14 protein-coding genes are annotated in these 18414 nt (G+C 52.4%); 9 read left to right on the top strand and 5 right to left on the bottom strand.

From position 1 onward, the window contains the following. Positions 1–41: 41 nt before the first annotated feature. From FGI04_RS13375 to hemH, 5 genes are all read left to right on the top strand, one after another. Positions 42–371: a YbaB/EbfC family nucleoid-associated protein gene (locus FGI04_RS13375; RefSeq protein WP_016942050.1), complete on the top strand. Its 330-nt coding sequence runs from the start codon at positions 42–44 to the stop codon at positions 369–371. Next, the gene (recR, locus tag FGI04_RS13370; RefSeq protein WP_016942049.1) at positions 371–976 is read left to right on the top strand and encodes a recombination mediator RecR; all 606 of its coding nucleotides are present in this window, start codon (positions 371–373) and stop codon (positions 974–976) included. The genes FGI04_RS13375 and recR overlap by 1 nt, the downstream gene beginning before the upstream one ends. 175 nt (positions 977–1151) lie before the next feature. After that, positions 1152–3035: a molecular chaperone HtpG gene (htpG, locus tag FGI04_RS13365; RefSeq protein ID WP_407337419.1), complete on the top strand. Its 1884-nt coding sequence runs from the start codon at positions 1152–1154 to the stop codon at positions 3033–3035. 285 nt (positions 3036–3320) lie between these two features. Continuing rightward, positions 3321–3965: an adenylate kinase gene (adk, locus tag FGI04_RS13360; protein WP_016942047.1), complete on the top strand. Its 645-nt coding sequence runs from the start codon at positions 3321–3323 to the stop codon at positions 3963–3965. Positions 3966–4245: 280 nt separating this feature from the next. Next, positions 4246–5208, top strand: coding sequence for a ferrochelatase (hemH, locus tag FGI04_RS13355; protein WP_407336855.1), 963 nt, complete (start codon positions 4246–4248; stop codon positions 5206–5208). Between the two features lie 54 nt (positions 5209–5262). Here the strand turns inward: hemH and ybaL are convergent, their stop codons facing one another. After that, entirely contained in the window at positions 5263–6948 is a 1686-nt protein-coding gene (gene ybaL / locus FGI04_RS13350) for a YbaL family putative K(+) efflux transporter (RefSeq protein ID WP_248588130.1), read from the bottom strand. Positions 6949–7547: 599 nt separating this feature from the next. On the opposite strand from ybaL, the gene ushA reads away from it, so the two are divergent. The 3 genes from ushA to FGI04_RS13335 all read left to right on the top strand — a co-directional run bounded on the left by ushA (position 7548) and on the right by FGI04_RS13335 (position 12667). Then, the gene (gene ushA, locus FGI04_RS13345; protein WP_407336854.1) at positions 7548–9200 is read left to right on the top strand and encodes a bifunctional UDP-sugar hydrolase/5'-nucleotidase UshA; all 1653 of its coding nucleotides are present in this window, start codon (positions 7548–7550) and stop codon (positions 9198–9200) included. Between the two features lie 598 nt (positions 9201–9798). Continuing rightward, positions 9799–10197: a hypothetical protein gene (locus tag FGI04_RS13340; protein WP_342699461.1), complete on the top strand. Its 399-nt coding sequence runs from the start codon at positions 9799–9801 to the stop codon at positions 10195–10197. Between the two features lie 877 nt (positions 10198–11074). Beyond that, complete coding sequence (locus FGI04_RS13335; protein WP_407336853.1) at positions 11075–12667, top strand: methyl-accepting chemotaxis protein; 1593 nt, start codon at positions 11075–11077, stop codon at positions 12665–12667. A gap of 349 nt (positions 12668–13016) precedes the next feature. Here FGI04_RS13335 and ybaK read toward each other — a convergent pair whose 3' ends face one another. From ybaK to copA, 3 genes are all read right to left on the bottom strand, one after another. Then, positions 13017–13496, bottom strand: a complete 480-nt coding sequence (gene ybaK, locus FGI04_RS13330; protein WP_038913391.1) for a Cys-tRNA(Pro)/Cys-tRNA(Cys) deacylase YbaK — start codon at positions 13494–13496, stop codon at positions 13017–13019. A 17-nt stretch (positions 13497–13513) separates the two neighbouring features. Next, positions 13514–14326: a TraB/GumN family protein gene (locus FGI04_RS13325; protein ID WP_407336852.1), complete on the bottom strand. Its 813-nt coding sequence runs from the start codon at positions 14324–14326 to the stop codon at positions 13514–13516. Between the two features lie 237 nt (positions 14327–14563). Further along, the gene (gene copA / locus FGI04_RS13320; RefSeq protein WP_407336851.1) at positions 14564–17392 is read right to left on the bottom strand and encodes a copper-exporting P-type ATPase CopA; all 2829 of its coding nucleotides are present in this window, start codon (positions 17390–17392) and stop codon (positions 14564–14566) included. Between the two features lie 123 nt (positions 17393–17515). Between copA and cueR the strand changes: the two genes are divergently transcribed. Further along, positions 17516–17947 carry a Cu(I)-responsive transcriptional regulator gene (gene cueR, locus FGI04_RS13315; RefSeq protein WP_012883798.1) on the top strand — a complete coding sequence of 144 codons (432 nt, stop codon included), beginning with the start codon at positions 17516–17518 and terminating at the stop codon, positions 17945–17947. Between the two features lie 16 nt (positions 17948–17963). Here cueR and FGI04_RS13310 read toward each other — a convergent pair whose 3' ends face one another. Further along, entirely contained in the window at positions 17964–18413 is a 450-nt protein-coding gene (locus FGI04_RS13310; RefSeq protein WP_342699464.1) for an NfeD family protein, read from the bottom strand. Position 18414 lies beyond the last annotated feature (1 nt).

The following is an 18414-nucleotide window of genomic DNA, read 5'->3' as shown; positions in this document are numbered from 1 at the left end:
CCGCTGCCCATCGGCAGCCCGAAAGTGGTAGAGAGAGCGATATGTTTGGTAAAGGCGGTTTAGGCAATCTGATGAAGCAAGCTCAGCAGATGCAGGAAAAAATGCAGAAAGCGCAGGAAGAGATTGCCAATCTGGAAGTGACCGGGGAATCGGGCGCAGGGCTGGTAAAAGTGACGATTAATGGCGCTCACAATTGCCGTCGTGTTGAAATCGATCCGAGCTTGATGGAAGACGACAAAGAAATGCTGGAAGACCTGATTGCGGCGGCATTCAATGATGCGGCGCGCCGTATCGCTGAAGTTCAGCAGGAAAAAATGGCCTCGGTTTCCAGCGGTATTCCGTTGCCGCCCGGCTTCAAGATGCCGTTCTGATGCAAACCAGCCCGCTTCTTGAAGCATTGATGGAGGCGCTGCGCTGCTTACCCGGCGTGGGGCCAAAATCAGCACAACGCATGGCGTTCCACTTGTTGCAGCGTGATCGCAGCGGGGGGATGCGTCTGGCGCAGGCACTGACCCGCGCCATGTCGGAGATAGGCCATTGTGCCGATTGTCGGACTTTTACCGAGCAGGACGTGTGCAGTATTTGTGCGAACCCGCGCCGTCAGCAGAACGGCCAGATTTGTGTGGTGGAAAGTCCGGCGGATATCCACGCCATTGAACAGACCGGGCAGTTTGCGGGTCGTTATTTTGTGCTAATGGGCCATTTGTCACCGCTTGATGGCATTGGCCCTGGCGATATCGGGCTGGATCGGCTGGAAGAGCGTCTGGCGACGGAAACCATCAGCGAAGTGATTCTGGCGACCAACCCGACGGTGGAAGGCGATGCAACGGCGAATTACATCGCCGAGCTGTGCGCCGAACACGGGGTCATGGCCAGTCGTATCGCCCATGGCGTTCCCGTCGGCGGTGAACTGGAAATGGTAGACGGCACCACGCTGTCTCACTCGCTGGCTGGGCGTCATCCTATCCGGTTCTGATTTTTACCACCGTCAATCTCTATGGCCGTCACCCGACGGCCTGTCTGCCTCAGCCGTCTTCTGTATCGCCAATTGCACATCCCCCCTTGAAACCCTGACGGTTAATCCCCATCTGTTGCTCATCCTCCGTTGAATCAGCCTGAATAAATACGTATTGAGGGAAGTAATAATGAGTATGAAAGGCCAAGAGACCCGCGGCTTCCAGTCAGAAGTCAAGCAACTGCTGCACTTGATGATCCATTCGCTGTACTCCAACAAAGAAGTGTTTCTGCGTGAATTGATCTCCAACGCGTCTGATGCCGCGGATAAACTGCGTTTTCGTGCACTGTCCACTCCAGACTTGTATGAAGGTGATGGGGAACTGCGCGTTCGGGTCTCTATCGATAAAGAAAAGCGCACTCTGACCATCAGCGATAACGGTATCGGTATGAGCCGCGATGACGTTATCGACAATCTGGGGACGATTGCCAAATCCGGTACCAAGGCGTTTCTGGAGTCTCTCGGTTCTGATCAGGCAAAAGACAGCCAGTTGATCGGCCAGTTTGGCGTTGGGTTCTACTCCGCGTTTATCGTCGCCGATAAGGTCACGGTAAAAACCCGTGTGGCGGGTGCCGATGCCGAACAGGGTGTGTTCTGGGAATCAGCCGGTGAAGGCGAATACACCATCGCTGATATCGCTAAAGCGCAACGTGGTACCGAAATCACCCTGCATCTGCGCGAAGGCGAAGATGAGTTTCTCGATAACTGGCGGGTGCGTTCAGTCATCAGCAAATATTCCGACCACATCGCACTGCCGGTAGAAATTGAATCCCGTACGGAAAGTGAGGAAGAGGGCGGTGAAGAGACGGTCACCTGGGAGAAAATCAACAAGGCTCAGGCACTGTGGACCCGCAACAAGTCCGACATCAGCGATGATGAGTACAACGAGTTTTACAAGCATATCGCCCATGACTTTACCAACCCACTGAGCTGGAGCCACAACCGGGTAGAAGGGAAACAGGAATACACCAGCCTGTTGTATATTCCTTCTCAGGCTCCTTGGGATATGTGGAATCGCGATCACAAGCATGGTCTGAAACTGTATGTGCAGCGCGTATTCATTATGGACGATGCAGAACAGTTCATGCCGAACTACCTGCGCTTTGTCCGCGGTTTGATAGACTCCAATGACCTGCCGCTCAACGTATCCCGTGAAATTCTGCAGGATAACCGTGTCACGCAGAGTTTGCGTACCGCGTTGACTAAGCGTGTGCTGCAAATGCTGGAAAAACTGGCTAAAGACGACAGCGAAAAATACCAGACGTTCTGGAGTCAGTTCGGCCTGGTGTTGAAAGAAGGCCCGGCTGAAGACGGTGGCAACCGTGAAGCGATTGCTAAACTGCTGCGTTTTGCGACCACCCACAATGAAAGCGATGCACAGACCGTGTCGCTGGATGACTATATCAGCCGTATGGTGGAAGGTCAGGATAAGATCTATTACATCACTGCTGACAGCTATGCTGCAGCTAAGAGCAGCCCGCATCTGGAACTGTTCCGCAAGAAAGGCATTGAAGTACTGCTGCTCTCCGATCGTATCGACGAATGGATGATGAGCTACCTGACCGAGTTTGACGGTAAATCGTTCCAGTCGATTAGCAAAGCTGACGAATCGTTGGATAAGCTGGCAGATGAAGCTAACGAATCGCAAAAAGAAGCAGAAAAAGCGCTGGAGCCATTTGTCGAGCGTGTTAAGACGCTGCTGGGAGAGCGTGTAAAAGAGGTGCGTCTGACGCATCGCCTGACCGACACCCCGGCTATTGTGACGACGGATGCCAATGACATGAGCACCCAGATGGCGAAGCTGTTTGCCGCCGCAGGGCAGCAGGCACCGGAAGTGAAGTACATTTTTGAATTGAATCCGGAACATGCACTGGTGAAACGTGCCGCTGACGCTCAGGATGACGCGCAGTTCGGTGAGTGGGTCGAACTGTTGCTGGATCAGGCGCTGTTTGCCGAACGTGGTACGCTGGAAGATCCTAACCAGTTTATCCGCCGTATGAATCAACTGCTGACCGCCTGATTGGCTCCGTTGGCATGATAAGCGCCCCGGTTGACCGGGGCGTTTTTTATCGTCCTAAAATCCTGTCTTTAGGGTGATGCAGGTTTGTTACCACATTAGTTTCCCGCCTGACTCCCTGTCGTCTACACTCTCAGAGTCGGCTGAAAAGCCATACGCCATCACGAATTTCAGCTTTGCCTCGCCCGCTGAAGCGAGCCCGTTCCTTGAGGAAGCGCCTCCGGAATGGTATGGTTTAGCGTTTTTCAAATTTTTTTTAAAAAACTACATAGCAAGGGGAATTACGCAATGCGTATTATTCTGCTGGGCGCTCCGGGCGCAGGCAAAGGTACTCAGGCTCAGTTCATCATGGAGAAGTATGGCATTCCGCAAATCTCCACCGGCGATATGCTGCGTGCGGCGGTAAAGGCCGGTAGCGAACTGGGCAAGCAGGCAAAAGAGATCATGGATGCGGGTAAACTGGTGACAGACGAACTGGTGATTGCCCTGGTTAAAGAGCGTATCGCACAAGATGACTGCCGCAATGGTTTCCTGCTGGATGGTTTCCCGCGTACCATTCCTCAGGCTGACGCGATGAAAGAGGCTGGCATTGCCGTCGATCACGTGATTGAGTTTGATGTGCCGGATGAGCTGATCGTTGAGCGTATTATCGGCCGTCGCGTACATGCGGCTTCCGGGCGTGTGTATCACGTGAAATTTAATCCGCCCAAAGTGGAAGGCAAAGATGACGTGACCGGTGACGAGCTGACTATTCGTAAAGATGATCAGGAAGACACCGTGCGTAAACGTCTGGTGGAATATCACCAGCAGACCGCACCGCTGGTGAACTACTATCAGCAGGAAGCCGCGGCTAACCACACCCATTACCACAAGATTGATGGTACCCGTCCGGTTAACGATGTCAGTGCAGAACTGGCTCGAATTCTGGGCTGATCCCGTTTTTCGCAGGCGCTGCCATCACTGGCGGCGCTTCTTCTTTTCGTATCTCCTGACGATTTTCTTTCTCTGTTATTCCACCTCTACTACGGCGATAGCGGGATAACGACGGCGTTTTCAGCCAACGGTTTGCCCCGATGAGGAATATCGTTCCCGACAATCGTTGGTATCGGCTTTAACCTCGCAGCCTGCGGTTCCTCATCGTCCTGTTTCCGCTACAATGTTGTTTCATTCTCGTCTACACATGATGCCGAAGCGACAGTAAAGGAAAACGTTGATGAAAAAAGAGAAACGCGGTGTGCTGATGGTGAATCTGGGGACGCCGGATGCGCCGACGCCGCAAGCGGTAAAACGTTATCTGGCTGAATTCCTGCATGACCGGCGCGTGGTTGACCTGACCCGGCTGCTATGGTGTCCGCTGCTGCACGGTATTATTCTGCCGACCCGTTCGTCGCGCGTGGCAAAAATGTATCAATCGGTGTGGATGGATGAAGGTTCGCCATTACTGGTTTACAGCCGCCGACAGCAGCAGGCGCTGGCAGCAAGCCTGCCGGATATCCCGGTAGAGTTGGGGATGAGCTATGGCTCGCCGAGTCTGCAATCTGCACTGGACGCGTTGCTGGCGCAGGGCGTTACCGAGGTGACGGTATTGCCGATGTACCCACAGTATTCCTGCTCCACCACTGCGGCGGTGTGGGATGGCGTGTCCGCGCTGTTGCGTAATCGGCGACAAATTCCGGGCATTCGCTTTATTCGTGATTATGCTGAGCACCCGGCCTATATCGCAGCGTTAAAGCACAGCGTTGAACAGTCATTTTTACAGCATGGCGTACCGGATAAGCTGGTGATTTCATTTCACGGCATTCCACAGCGCTACGCTGATGAAGGTGATGATTATCCTAAACGTTGTGCCGCTACGGCACAGGCGTTAGCGGCAACACTAGGATTATCGTCAGAGCAAGTGATGATGACCTTCCAGTCTCGTTTCGGTCGTGAGGCCTGGTTGACGCCTTATACCGATGAAACGATGCAGGCGTTGCCGAAGCAAGGGGTGAAACGAATCCAGGTGATTTGTCCTGGTTTCGCGGCTGACTGTCTTGAAACGCTCGAAGAGATCAAAGAGCAGAACCGGGAGCTCTTCCTGCATGCAGGTGGCGAGTCTTTTGAGTATATTCCAGCGCTGAATGACGCGCCGTTGCATATCGCATTGCTGGCGCAACTGGTCAGTGAGCAGGGATAAACCGACATCGGTGAGGAAACGTCAGGCACCGTGGGGTGCCTGACAACGGGTTTCTTAGATTGGACAAGCTTTGGCGGCGACGATCTCATCCACGTCCAGCATCGTTATCATGGTTTCAGCGATTTCCCGCTCGCCCATCACAACATGGTCAGCACCGTGCTCGGTGATATAGGTGACTTCATCGTCATAGTGCGCCCGGGCAATGATTTTCAGGTCTGGGCGTCGGGCTCTTGCCGCTGCTACGATCTCCCCGGCTTCGTACCCGTTAGGGATCGTCAGCAGCAGCCAACTGGCGCAATCGAGGCGGGCAATATCCATGATGTCAGGCCGGGTCGCGTTGCCCAGTACGGTTTTAATACCCTGTTCCCGCAAGGTATCGACGCGCGCTCGCGATGTTTCAACCACCACCATCGGGATATCGGCCTGATGTAGCCGGGCACCGATCAAACTGCCTACACGCCCATAGCCGACCAGCAGCGCATGGTTACACAGCTCAACCGGGATCTGCTTTTCTTCTTCGATTGCTTCCTCAACGATTTGCTCTTCGATGGTTTCGTGCCGGGCCAGATAACGCTCCAGCAAGGCGAAGAGCAGTGGATTGAGCATAATCGACAAAATCGCGCCTGCCAGCACCAGATTGCGGCCATTCTCTGAGAGCATCCCGAGAGAAATGCCAAGGCCCGCCAGAATAAAGGCGAACTCGCCAATTTGTGCCAGACTGGCGGAAATGGTCAGTGCCGTGCGTCTTGAGTGACCAAACATATGCACCAGCAGGAACGCGGCCATCGACTTACCTATCACGATAATCAGCAACGTGGCCAACACTGCCAGTGGTTCACGTATCAGGATCATCGGGTCGAACAACATGCCGACGGATACAAAGAACAGAACGGCAAAGGCGTCACGCAAGGGGAGTGTGTCGTGGGCGGCACGCTGACTGAGTTCTGACTCGTTTAACACCACACCCGCGAAAAAAGCCCCTAACGCGAACGAGACATCGAACAGTTTGACGGCACCGAATGCGATGCCCAGCGCCATTGCCAGTACGGCCAGCGTAAATAATTCCCGCGAGCCGGTACTGGCGCTTTTTGCCAGCACCCATGGCACCACGCGTCTGCCTACCACCACCATCAACGTAATAAACGCCACCACTTTACCCAGCGTAATCGCCAGATCTTGCAAGAGTTTGCTGGTATTAGCGGTATCGGTTTTCAACATGTCGGCGAATGCGGGCAGCAGTACCAGTGTCAGTACCATCGCCAGATCTTCAACAATCAGCCAGCCAATGGCGATTTGCCCGCGTTGGCTGTCAATCAACTGGCGCTCTTCGAGCGCGCGTAGCAGTACCACGGTACTGGCGGTGGACAGACATAAACCAAACACCAACCCCTCAGGCAGACTCCAGCCCAGTATCGATGACAGTCCCGCCCCTAGCAGGGTCGCCATCACTATCTGAGCGACTGCACCGGGGATGGCGATCGACTTTACCGCCATTAAGTCCCGTAGCGAAAAATGCAGCCCAACACCAAACATCAGCAAAATCACGCCCAGTTCGGCAATTTCCGGTGCCAGTTGAGTATCAGCGACAAAACCGGGTGTAAAAGGGCCGACCATCACACCGGCCACCAGATACCCGACCAATGGCGAGATACGCAGTCGGTTAGCCAGAATGCCCAGCAAGAAAGCCAACACCAGACCGACGGCCATCGTGGAGATTAAGGGGGTGGTATTATCATGCATTCCGACTCCTTTACCATGCGTAACGAGAATGGGCGGATATTCCTGAGCCGGCAGCAGGCTGTGGCTCCTGAATGCTTATGTGCTCTGCCGCGCCAACCCGTTCCCCGTTCGTATAACGCCGGTGCTATGCAACGCCAGAGGGGATAAAACCGTCGGAAAGGCGACAGAGTGAGACATAAATGATGTTTTTCATCTGTTTAAATAGTGTAACACATATTTATAGTTAAATTATTGCTTTTATCGTTGATATATAGAGTTAATTTAATTTCTGTTTGTGGATAAACCTGGTGGAACGCTATCAGTGATATCACGGCCATGATTCAATGCATGAATTATCAGTCGGATAGTGCCACGTCATTGTGATGGGGCTGCCGCATCGCTATCACCACGTCATAACGAAAAAACGCCCGGGTTCACCATAACTCAACCATCCCACCCTGACTTGTGTTAGCTTGTGCATGTATTTACCAGTTTAATGTAACAATCCTATACCAAAAGTTATTCAGGTTGCAGGGTGTCATGCTTGTGTTTTGCTCGTGCCGCCTGGTCGTAACCTGGATATGACGAGTAGATAAGGGATTTTTATCACGGGAGTTGTCATGCATTTCTCTGTCAAAAGTCTGGGGTGCCTGATTGCGGTAACACTGGCGGTGTCGTCACCCGCTGCACAGGCATGGGAAAAAGATAAAACTTACAACATCACTATCCTGCATACGAATGACCATCATGGTCATTTCTGGCATAACGATTACGGTGAATATGGTCTGGCGGCGCAAAAAACACTGGTCGATCAGATTCGTCAGGACGTCACCGCTGAAGGCGGTAGCGTGTTACTGCTGTCGGGCGGGGATATTAACACCGGGGTACCGGAGTCTGACTTGCAGGATGCCGAGCCGGATTTTCGTGGCATGAATCTGGTCGGTTATGACGCGATGACAGTCGGTAATCATGAGTTCGATAACCCACTCACGGTATTGCGTCAGCAGGAAAAATGGGCGCATTTCCCGCTGCTTTCCGCCAATATCTACCAGAAAAGCACCAGCAAGCGATTATTTAAACCCTATGCGCTCTTCGATCGTCAGGGGGTAAAGATCGCGGTTATTGGCCTGACAACGGATGACACGGCCAAAATTGGTAATCCAGAGTATTTCCACGATATTGAGTTTCGCAAACCAGCCGATGAGGCGAAAAAAGTCGTGGAACAGCTGCGTAAAAAAGAAAAACCGGATGTGATTATCGCCGCGACCCACATGGGGCATTACGATAATGGCGAACATGGTTCTAACGCACCGGGTGACGTGGAAATGGCGCGTAGCTTGCCTGCGGGGTATCTCGACATGATTGTCGGTGGTCATTCGCAAGACCCGGTATGTATGGCCAGCGAGAATAAAAAGCAGGTCAATTATGTGCCCGGTACACCTTGCGCACCGGATCGTCAAAACGGCACCTGGATAGTGCAGGCGCATGAATGGGGCAAATATGTCGGTCGTGCTGATTTTACTTTCCGTAATGGTGAGCTGACGCTGACGCATTACCAACTGATTCCCGTCAATTTGAAGAAGAAGGTCGAGAAGGCCGACGGTACCAGCGAGCGCGTGTATTACACCCAGGAAATCAGCCAGAATCCGGATATGGTAAAACTATTGACGCCCTTTCAGGAAAAAGGCAAAGCACAGTTGGATGTCAAGGTGGGGAGTGTGAATGGCCGACTGGAGGGGGATCGCAATAAGGTGCGTTTTGTGCAAACCAACCTGTCGCGCGTATTGCTGTCTGCCCAACTGGAACGGGCCAAAGCTGATTTCGCCGTTATGAGTGGTGGTGGTGTGCGCGACTCCATTGAATCCGGCGACATGACTTACAAGACCTTGCTCAAAGTCCAACCGTTCGGCAACACGCTGGTATACGCTGATCTGAAAGGCAGCGAGGTGGAAAAATATCTGGCCGTTGTCGCTAATAAAAAAGTCGATTCCGGCGGTTATGCTCAGTTCCTGAATGTTAGCCTGCAAGCCGATGGCACTGGCGTTAAGAACGTGAAAATTAAGGGCGAACCGCTGCAGGCCGACAAAGTCTACCGTATTGCCACCTTGAGCTTTAACGCCACCGGCGGGGACGGTTATCCGAAGCTGAGTGAGCTGCCGGGTTACGTCAATACCGGTTTTGTGGATGCAGAAGTGCTGCGCCAATATGTTGAGGATCATTCTCCTCTACAGGCAGCAGACTATGAGCCGAAAGGTGAGATTGTTTATGAGTAATGATGGCTTATTAGTGATCATTGCTGAGTAAATGACTAGCGTGTAGTCGATAAGTCATAGGGCGGTTGTTATCCTGATATCGACAGGGCAACCGCTACTTTAATTGTCACGCCATGGTTCGTGGATCATGACTATACCCGGTTACCCGGTATTGAGGTATTTCGTAAAATAATAGTTGTTATTTTTATTCCCCGATAAATGATGATGGTTTGAATGTTATTTTTAACTGCGGTTTTAAAATGATGAAAATATGGAGGGTGTCGGTATATTCGCTATTCTTCATGTTGCGAGTGTGTTGATTGTATTACTCCCCCCCTTTAGCAGCACTGTGCTGCCGCGTTACAAGGCCCAGTCAGCCTCATTTTGGCGGGGTAGCGCATAAGCATATTAAGCTGTAATTCGAATTATTTCGGATATATAACTCACTAATAATTACCTGCCATTTTAAAAAGGTTAAACAGGTCATGAAGTGATAGCGTTGACAGTTTTTTATTTTATCGGCTAGGATGGCGCAGCCATCATTCCTTGAATTGTATGGTTTGAACAATAAATTACACATAATTATTTTTTATATGCTATTTATTCAGGAGATTGAATAATGCGAATGACCTCTATTGGCATTTTTATGTTGGCTGCTTTGCCTTTTGTGAGTGAAGCGGCAACCAGTGTTACGATTGATGCTCTACGGAATTGTCAGACTGCGCCATTAGTAGACACGGTGTCGGGTACATCGGCTAAATTCACCTTAGAGCCAGGGAGATATGTTTTATCCCTTGTGTCTAACACGATGAACTGTACCAGCTCTTCCAGTAACAGCTGTGTGATTGATACGGTCATGGTACAGGGTGGGTTTAAAAACGCGCGTTGGGGTGTTTCTGTTACCAGTAATCCGGTTGTGGTGGATTCAACCGGCTCAGCGTTTATCGCCTATGTTAGCGATGACAATTGTTCTGATAATATTGGTCAGGCCACATTGTTGATACAAAAGGCTAACTAATTGAGAAGTGGCCTGTAGCCGTATTCGCTGTCGGATACAGGCCAACGCTTGCCGGTATTAAGTCAGTTTTCAGCGTGAATATAAACCTGTTGTAGTATTGATGATGTACTGATTCATCCCAGATTATTGACCGCGCTCGCTTGAAAATAACGTCTCGTTGGAGTGAACCCTGTGGCGTTATTCCTTTCTATCTCTTCCCGTCTTTGTATCGTTTCAGGTGATCGTGATCGCATTTCATTATGAAAGAAAATGAAAATGTTAGCCTGAGAATTTTTTAGTTTGTGGAAAATACGTTTTGTTTTCTTTTTCAAATCAGTGATGTCAGCATCAAATTTGCCATGTCCTGGGGGAAGGGCTGCTTAACGTTATGATACTGTTGAATCATCGTATTAGGGCGTGGTGTTTTTCTTTTTGCTGTAAGGCTATTTATACCCCAAATAATTCGAGTTGCAGGAAGGCGGCAAGAGAGTGAATCCCGATGAGCTTACTCAGGTAAGTGATTCGGGTGAACGAACGCAGTCAACACACCTGCAACTTGAAGTATGAAGGGTATAGTGAGCAATGTGGAGGGGGGTTATGCTATGCAGGGAGTAAACCGGATTTACTGATGAAAACTCTTTTTTATGCTTAAAAAGCATATAAGTAATCTTTTATGTTTTCTGCTATTAAAAATGGGGGGGAGGCTGATTTTATTAAATATATACCCTAAATAATTCAAGTTGCAGGAAGGCGGTGATGAGCTTACTCAGGTAAGTGATTCGGGTGAGTGAGCGCAGCCAACACACCTGTAACTTGAAGTATGACGGGTATAGGGTAGTAATGGGTGGGTATGGCATAAAAAATTGATAATACAACCTCATAAAAAGGTGTTAAACAAATGAAAATATCTCTTGCCAGGAAAATTTGGCTTCCACTTATCATTAGTTTGTTGTGTCTGGCAGGGACGCTGCTTTATGGATCGATGAAAATTAAGCAAGATCAACTCTCGCTGAGAGAAATGGAGTTAATGCATGTGACTCAGCTGGCGTTGGGGATTGTAAAAACCAATGCCGAGTTAGCCAGCAGCGGAACGATTTCGTTGGAAGAAGCGCAGCGGCGTGCAATGAGGTCCATAAAAGATTTGCGCTATGGCGATTCAGGTTATTTCACCATTCTCAACTCAGAACCCCGCGTCTTAATGCACCCGATTAATGAAAAGTTGATTGGTCAGGGGCCGGATGTGAAAGATGCTAACGGTACCTTTATTTATCGGGATATGGTGGCCGCGACAAAAAACAGCGAAGCGGGTTATACGGCTTACGCTTTCCCCCGTCCCGGTTCCACCGTTGCGCAACCGAAAGCAGCCTATAATTTACGCTACGCCCCTTGGGATTGGATAATCACGACCGGGCTGTATATTGATGACATCAATGAGGCGTTTACGCATTCTTTATATAACAACGGCATGATTTTTATCTTAGTCAGCGTGTTACTTTCGCTGCTGGTTTACTGGATAAATCGCAGTATCTTGCGTGTACTGGGGGGAGAACCGTCTTATGCCGCCGAAGTCGTAGAGCGTATTGCCGCCGGCGATTTATCGCATTCGGTGGCGACATTGCCTGGCGATAATATCAGCCTGCTGCATGAAATGGAGATGATGCGCAAACAGCTGATTACTGTCATCGAAGATATTCGTGCCGGTGCAGAGGTGATTGATGCCAGTAGTGGTGAGGTGATCGCTGGTAATAGCGACTTGTCCTCTTATACAGAACGGCAGGCTGCTGCACTGGAGAAAACCTCGGCGAGTATGGAGGAAATTACCTCTACCGTTAAACAGAACGCTGACAATACGGAACAGGCCCGTCACCTGGCGCATTCGGCACTGGGCATTGCCTCCCGCGGTGGTGAAGTGATGCGGGAAGTAAACGACACCATGGATGGCATTTCTGAAAGCTCAGATAAAATCGCTAATATCACCGAGGTGGTGAATAATATCGCATTCCAGACCAATATTCTTGCGCTGAACGCGGCGGTAGAAGCGGCGCGAGCCGGTGAGCAAGGGCGCGGTTTTGCTGTTGTGGCCGGTGAAGTACGAAGCCTGGCGTTACGCAGTGCGCAAGCGGCTGGAGAGATCAAAAGCCTGATAGAAGAGTCGGTTTCCCGCGTGAATAGTGGCTCGGCGAAGATAAAAATGGCCGACAGCAGCATCAAGGATGTCATCAGCGCGGTGCAGCATGTGGCAGATATTGTGTCAGAAATCGCGACGGCGACCAGCGAGCAAGGCAAAGGAATCAGCTATATCAATGAATCGATCGTCCAGATTGACTCTATCACTCAGCAGAATACCGCTCTGGCTCAACGGGCCGTCGCGGCGGCGAATGAACTGGAAATACAGGCTCAGCGGTTAAAAACCTCGGTTGCTTATTTTAATACCGATGGTGTGGATCATGGCCGGGGGGCGCTGGCGATTGGCCGGGTGCCATCACGGTAACGTCAATCTACTCATAACACTGGCGGCCGGTAGACGGCCGCCTTTTTGTCCGTGTGTTCGCACTCACCGGGTTTGTTTGATTGGCACTTATTCTTGTCTTCCTGCGGTCTTTTCGGCCCTCTTTTGCTGTGTCATAGCGCATATCAATTACTTGTTTTACAAACCAAATCGTGATCACTACCATCGTTTTTAAAAGAAACTGATGTTATATTGGTATTAAATGAAACGATGTTTTAATTGTGGGTTATCACTCATCCCATCATAACCGTTATGAAGCGGTGGCAGAGGGCGACACTGGCCGTGGAGCCCTCTGCCGCCGTCTTCTTCCTGAACATCAATATCGCTATGGTCAGTCGTGTTTGGCTATGTCGGCAAACTGCGCTTTCAGTACACTGGCCAGATCAGCCGCCGCCAGTTCGAGGTCTAATCCTCGTTTGCCACCTGAGACAAAAATGGTACCGAATTGCTGAGCACCCTCGTCGATTACTGTCGGCAACAATTTTTTCTGCCCCAGCGGGCTGATACCCCCGACCAGATAACCCGTCACACGCTGGGCGATCTGTGGGTCTGCCATGTCGGCCTTTTTAGCAGCCAGCGCTTTGGCCACTTTTTTCAGATCCAACTGACTGGCAACCGGGGTTACCGCGACAGCCAGCTGTTTGGCATCGCCGTTGAGCGACACCAGCAGGGTTTTGTAAACCTGCTGTTTATCCAGTCCTAGTTTGCGGGCGGCTTCTTCACCAAAATTGGTTTCATCAGCATCATGATGGTAGCTATGAAGCGTAAAGGTGATGTTTTGCTTCTCAAGCAGTTTGACTGCGGGTGTCATAATGTTCTGTCCTTGCTTCAAAAGGTGGCCGTATGGGCCTGTAACAAGTCGGGCAGGTTATTTTCACCGTACAAATGCAGGGCGCCGACAGATACAACATAATTTCCCTGCGGCAGCGCGGCCAGTTGCTGTTGCCAGCGCTGATTGCGGTGATTCATTAGCATTTCCGTTATTTCGTTGCCGAATGTGGACGGCACATTGTCCGCCCAGGTTGGTTTGTGATTGAGCCACCAACTGACCATCGTTTGCAACAGGCGCGCGTTGGTATGCCAGTGGATAAGGGTGTCTTCCAAAAGAGGCAATCCACCCTGTGGCAATTGCAGCAACAAGTCGACCTGCTGCTGTTGGCCTTCCAACTCGATGATGTTCACCCCTTTGTCGCGGGCGGCGTTAATCAACTGGTAATCGATGCCATAATCCGGTCGCAGGCCTAACATCATCGCCTGGCGTGCCTGTAGCATCAGTGCGGCCTGCCAGGCGGGAACCCTATCAATACTGTCATAGCTGAACGACAGTTCCCGGCATATCTGTTGCAAACGCTCGAGCGTGGCGGCGTCCAGACGTTCTGCCAACGGGGGCTCTGCGCCAATCGGGTCAAACGGTGAGTCACTGCCAGAGATATCCGCTTCTACGATGAGCGCGGTAGCCTGTTCAAGTCGGCCCAATAATTCGGCGGGTAAGGGGAACATATCCACCGTACCCATGTGAATACTGCCCACCAGATGGAACTGGCGTTGGTTAACGATCTCGACATCCAGCGCCGGGTAACGGTAACCCGCAGGCGCGAGAAGGCCGAGGAACGTCGCAATCTGGCGTATCAGCCGTTTCATATCGACATCTCCGGTAGTGGCGGTTTCGGGCGTAACTTACGAACAGATATCATGCCGTCGCAATGCAGACCTTTGGTACCGTCAGGTTCCCTATGCTAAACGGTTCGCCCGGCAAGTTGTATCGCTAATTCGGCATGTCAGCTACGGTCGTGGTAAGAAAAAATGGTGTGAAAGCGGTGCGATGCAGCATATCGAGCGCGGTTCGATAGCACATCGCACCCAGAGAGGTGCCCCGATTCAGCCATGTCCGGTAGGCGTGTCCGGTGGGGTAAAGCGCAGCAGCCGGTTGGCGTTGCTCACCACGGTAATGGATGAGAGTGCCATCGCTGCGCCAGCGACGACCGGGTTTAGCAAGGTGCCTGTTAAGGGGTAGAGCACACCGGCGGCAATGGGAATACCAAGCGTGTTGTAGATAAACGCACCCAGCAGGTTCTGCTTCATGTTGCCTAATGTAGCCCGGGAAAGTGCCAGCGCATCAGCAACACCGTGCAGACTATGGCGCATCAGCGTCATGGCAGCGGTTTCTACGGCGATATCGCTGCCACTGCCCATGGCGATTCCGACGTCGGCCTGTGCCAGTGCTGGTGCATCGTTGATACCATCACCAATCATCGCGACCCGTTTCCCTTGCGATTGCAACTGACGAATGGCGTCGGCTTTACCGTCCGGTAATACCCCGGCGATGACCTGATCAATACCCGCTTCATGGGCAATGGTCTGGGCTGTCGCCGCATTATCGCCCGTGAGCATCACCAACTGATAGCCCTGCCGATGTAACCGTTGCAACGCACTCACGCTATCCTGACGCAGGGTGTCCTGCACGGAAAATAGCGCCACTATCTGGCCGTTAGCCGCCAGCAACACCGGGGTCATGCCAGTTGTTGACTGTTTCTCCAGCCAGTAACGCGGCGAGTTTTCACCGTCAGCCAGTGTGACCTGATGTTGTTCCAGTAACGCCGGGTTGCCGAGCAGCAGTGACGTGTCGCCTGCCTGGCCGCTGACGCCTAACCCCGGCAGGGTGCGAAATTGCGTCACGGTACTGAGCGGGATGCCATCAGCACGCTGAACTATTGCCTGTGCCAGTGGGTGATGAGCGCCTTGCTCCAGCGATGCAGCCCAGCTCAGTGCCTGAGATTCGCTGATATCACCGAATGTATGCAAGGCCACCACACGTGGCTTACCTTCTGTCAGGGTGCCGGTTTTATCGAACACCAGTACATCAAGCTGGCTGGCCTGCTGTAGTGCTTGCGCGTTTCGCACCAGTATGCCCAACTCGGCAGCTCGCCCGACGCCGGAGATTATCGACATCGGTGTTGCCAACCCCAATGCGCAGGGGCAGGCGATGATAAGCACGGTCGTCACGATCACCAGCGTGTACACGAGGTGTGGTGCCGGGCCGACAACATACCAGATAGCACCGCTCAACAAGGCTATCGCCACCACAACCGGTACGAAGACGGCGGAAATCCGGTCAGCCAACTGGCCTATAGCGGGTTTACTGCTCTGTGCCTGACGCACCAGATGAATAATACGGGCCAGCGTAGTCTGGTTGCCGATAGCACCAGCGCGCAACGTGGCACTCCCATCCTGTACTTGTGTTCCCGCGTGTACGTTATCACCCGCCGATTTCTGTTGCGGCAATGGTTCGCCGGTGAGCATGGCTTCGTCAACCCACAACTCGCCTTGCTCCAGTTCACCATCTACCGGAATACGGTCGCCGGTGGTCAGGCGCAGCGTCATACCGGTTTGCACCTGCGAAAGCGGAATAATGCTATCACCTTGTGCAGTGACCAAACGGGCAGTTGGCGGCGTCAAATCCAGCAATCGCTCCAGTGCCTGCGATGAGCGTTGACGGGCCCGTTGTTCCAGCGCGTGACCCAGATTGATCAAACCGATGATCATGGCGCTGGCTTCGTAGTAAAGATGACGCGCTTCCATTGGGAAGGCGGTCGGCCACAGGTTGACAGTGATGGAGTAAAGCCACGCTGCACCGGTGCCGAGTGCGACCAGGGTATCCATGGTAGCGCCGCCGTTCATCAGGTTACGCCAGGCATTGCGATAGAAATGACCGCCAGCGGCGATCATGACTGCCAGCGTCAACACGCCAACCAGTAACCACCCAGTACGATTGTGGTCGGTGAGCATCATATTATCGCCGATCATGCCCCAAACCATCAGTGGAATACCGAGTGACAGGCCGAGAGCTGCCTGCCAGCGAAAACGCCGTACCGCCTGACGCGATGTGTGCTCTTGTCGGGCGCGTCGTTCGGCTTCATCAAGGATGATTTCCGCACCGTAGCCGGCGTTCTCTACCGCATCGATCAGCGCCTGATGCGCTACGCTACCGCTGACCAGCGCACTACGTTCGGCCAGATTGACGTGTGCCTGTGTTACGCCGGGAACACGTTGCAGCGCTGACTGCACCCGGCTAACGCAACTGGCACAGCTCATGCCGCTTAATAACAACTGGACCGTATCGTCATCACTCGCGGCGAGATTGTCGGCTGGCGTGACGCCAGCCGGTAGCGAGTGGGCCGTGCTCATGTCGACAACGGCGCCTGTATCGACAGCGTTGGTGTTTGCCGGAACAGAGGTAAGCGCCGCTGACAGCCTGTCCGGCGTGAAGGCGTGGGGTGTTGTCAGCGGCTCAGATTTTGGGTGATGGCTCTCCGCTGCCAGCGTGGCATGAAAACCTGCCTGCTCAACGGCAGCTACCAGCGTTTGTGGCTCGGCATCACCATAAACTGCCGCCTGTTGCAGGGTAATATCCGCTGCGTCGACACCCGGTACGGCTTCCAGCGCTTTACGGGTTGATGCCACGCAATGCTGGCAATTGAGGCCGGAGAGCTGCAAGGTGACATTCGGGATGGCTGGGCTTGCCTCATAACCGGCTTCTTCAATGGCGGTTATCAGTGTTTGGGGATCCGCATCACCGGTAACGTTGGCGTGTTTTAGTGAGACATCAACCTGTTCCACATCCGGTCGGGACTCCAGGGCTTTTTTTACCCTGCCGACGCAGTGTTCACAGGATAAACCCTGCAATGAAAGGTGTATGGTTTGCGACATAATAATATTCCTCGGTGATCACAGCAGACTGTCAAAGGCATTGACCGCCGTCGTGATTTTGATTAGTTCTAAGCACTACCTGAAGCGTAAACCTTCCAGCAAGGGAAGGGTCAAGGGGGAATCATGAATATCAGTGATGTGGCGAAAAAAACCGGACTGACCAGCAAGACTATCCGTTTCTATGAAGAAAAAGGGCTGATGACGGCACCGCTGCGATGCGAAAATGGTTACCGTAGTTATGATCTTCACCATATCGAAGAGCTAACGCTGTTGCGTCAGGCGCGTCAGGTGGGGTTCACGCTGGAGGAGTGCCGTGAACTGGTCACCTTGTTCAATGATCCGATGCGGCACAGTGCCGATGTGAAAGCCCGCACATTACAGAAAGTGCAGGATATCGAGCAGCAGATAGAAGAGCTTAAGTCGATGCGCCAGCGTTTACTGACGTTGGCAGAGTCCTGTCCCGGCGACAGTAGCGCAGAATGCCCGATCATTACCCAACTGGCAGGGTGCTGCCATACTGGCGCAGGTGGGCAAGGTAAGCACCCACAGCCTTAGAACCTATCCCATGATATTACGCACGCGGCTTGACCTGTAGCGTAATGCCTTCCACGGCGGTGATTTCCACTACGGTGCCAGCAGGCAGGTCTTGCTCTGCCTGAATGCGCCAACTGCTGTCGCCAATGCTAACGCGACCAAAGCCGTTAATCAGTGGTTCGCTCAACGTGGTATGCAGGCCAATTAACTGCTGCCCACGTTGATTGAGCACTGGAGAAGGCTGTTTCTCAAGGCGGCGACGTAACCACTGCCACCACAATAGCGCGGCAATGACTGTCAGTACGGCAAAGGCGATGCATTGCCAGGCCCAATCCAGCGGCAATAGCCAGGCAAGAATGCCGGTGAGCAGGGCGGCGACACCGCTCCACAGCAGATAACCGGCAGCCCCCAGCATTTCAGCCGCCAGCAGCAGCCCGCCGAGCGATAACCAGAACCAGTGGGCGTTTTCCAACACCTGCGCCATCATG

Origin of the sequence: Dickeya ananatis (assembly GCF_019464615.1) — a bacterium.
GTDB lineage: Bacteria > Pseudomonadota > Gammaproteobacteria > Enterobacterales > Enterobacteriaceae > Dickeya > Dickeya oryzae.
The sequence above is the reverse complement of the archived record's forward strand: the minus strand, read 5'-3'. Positions and strand labels throughout refer to the sequence as shown.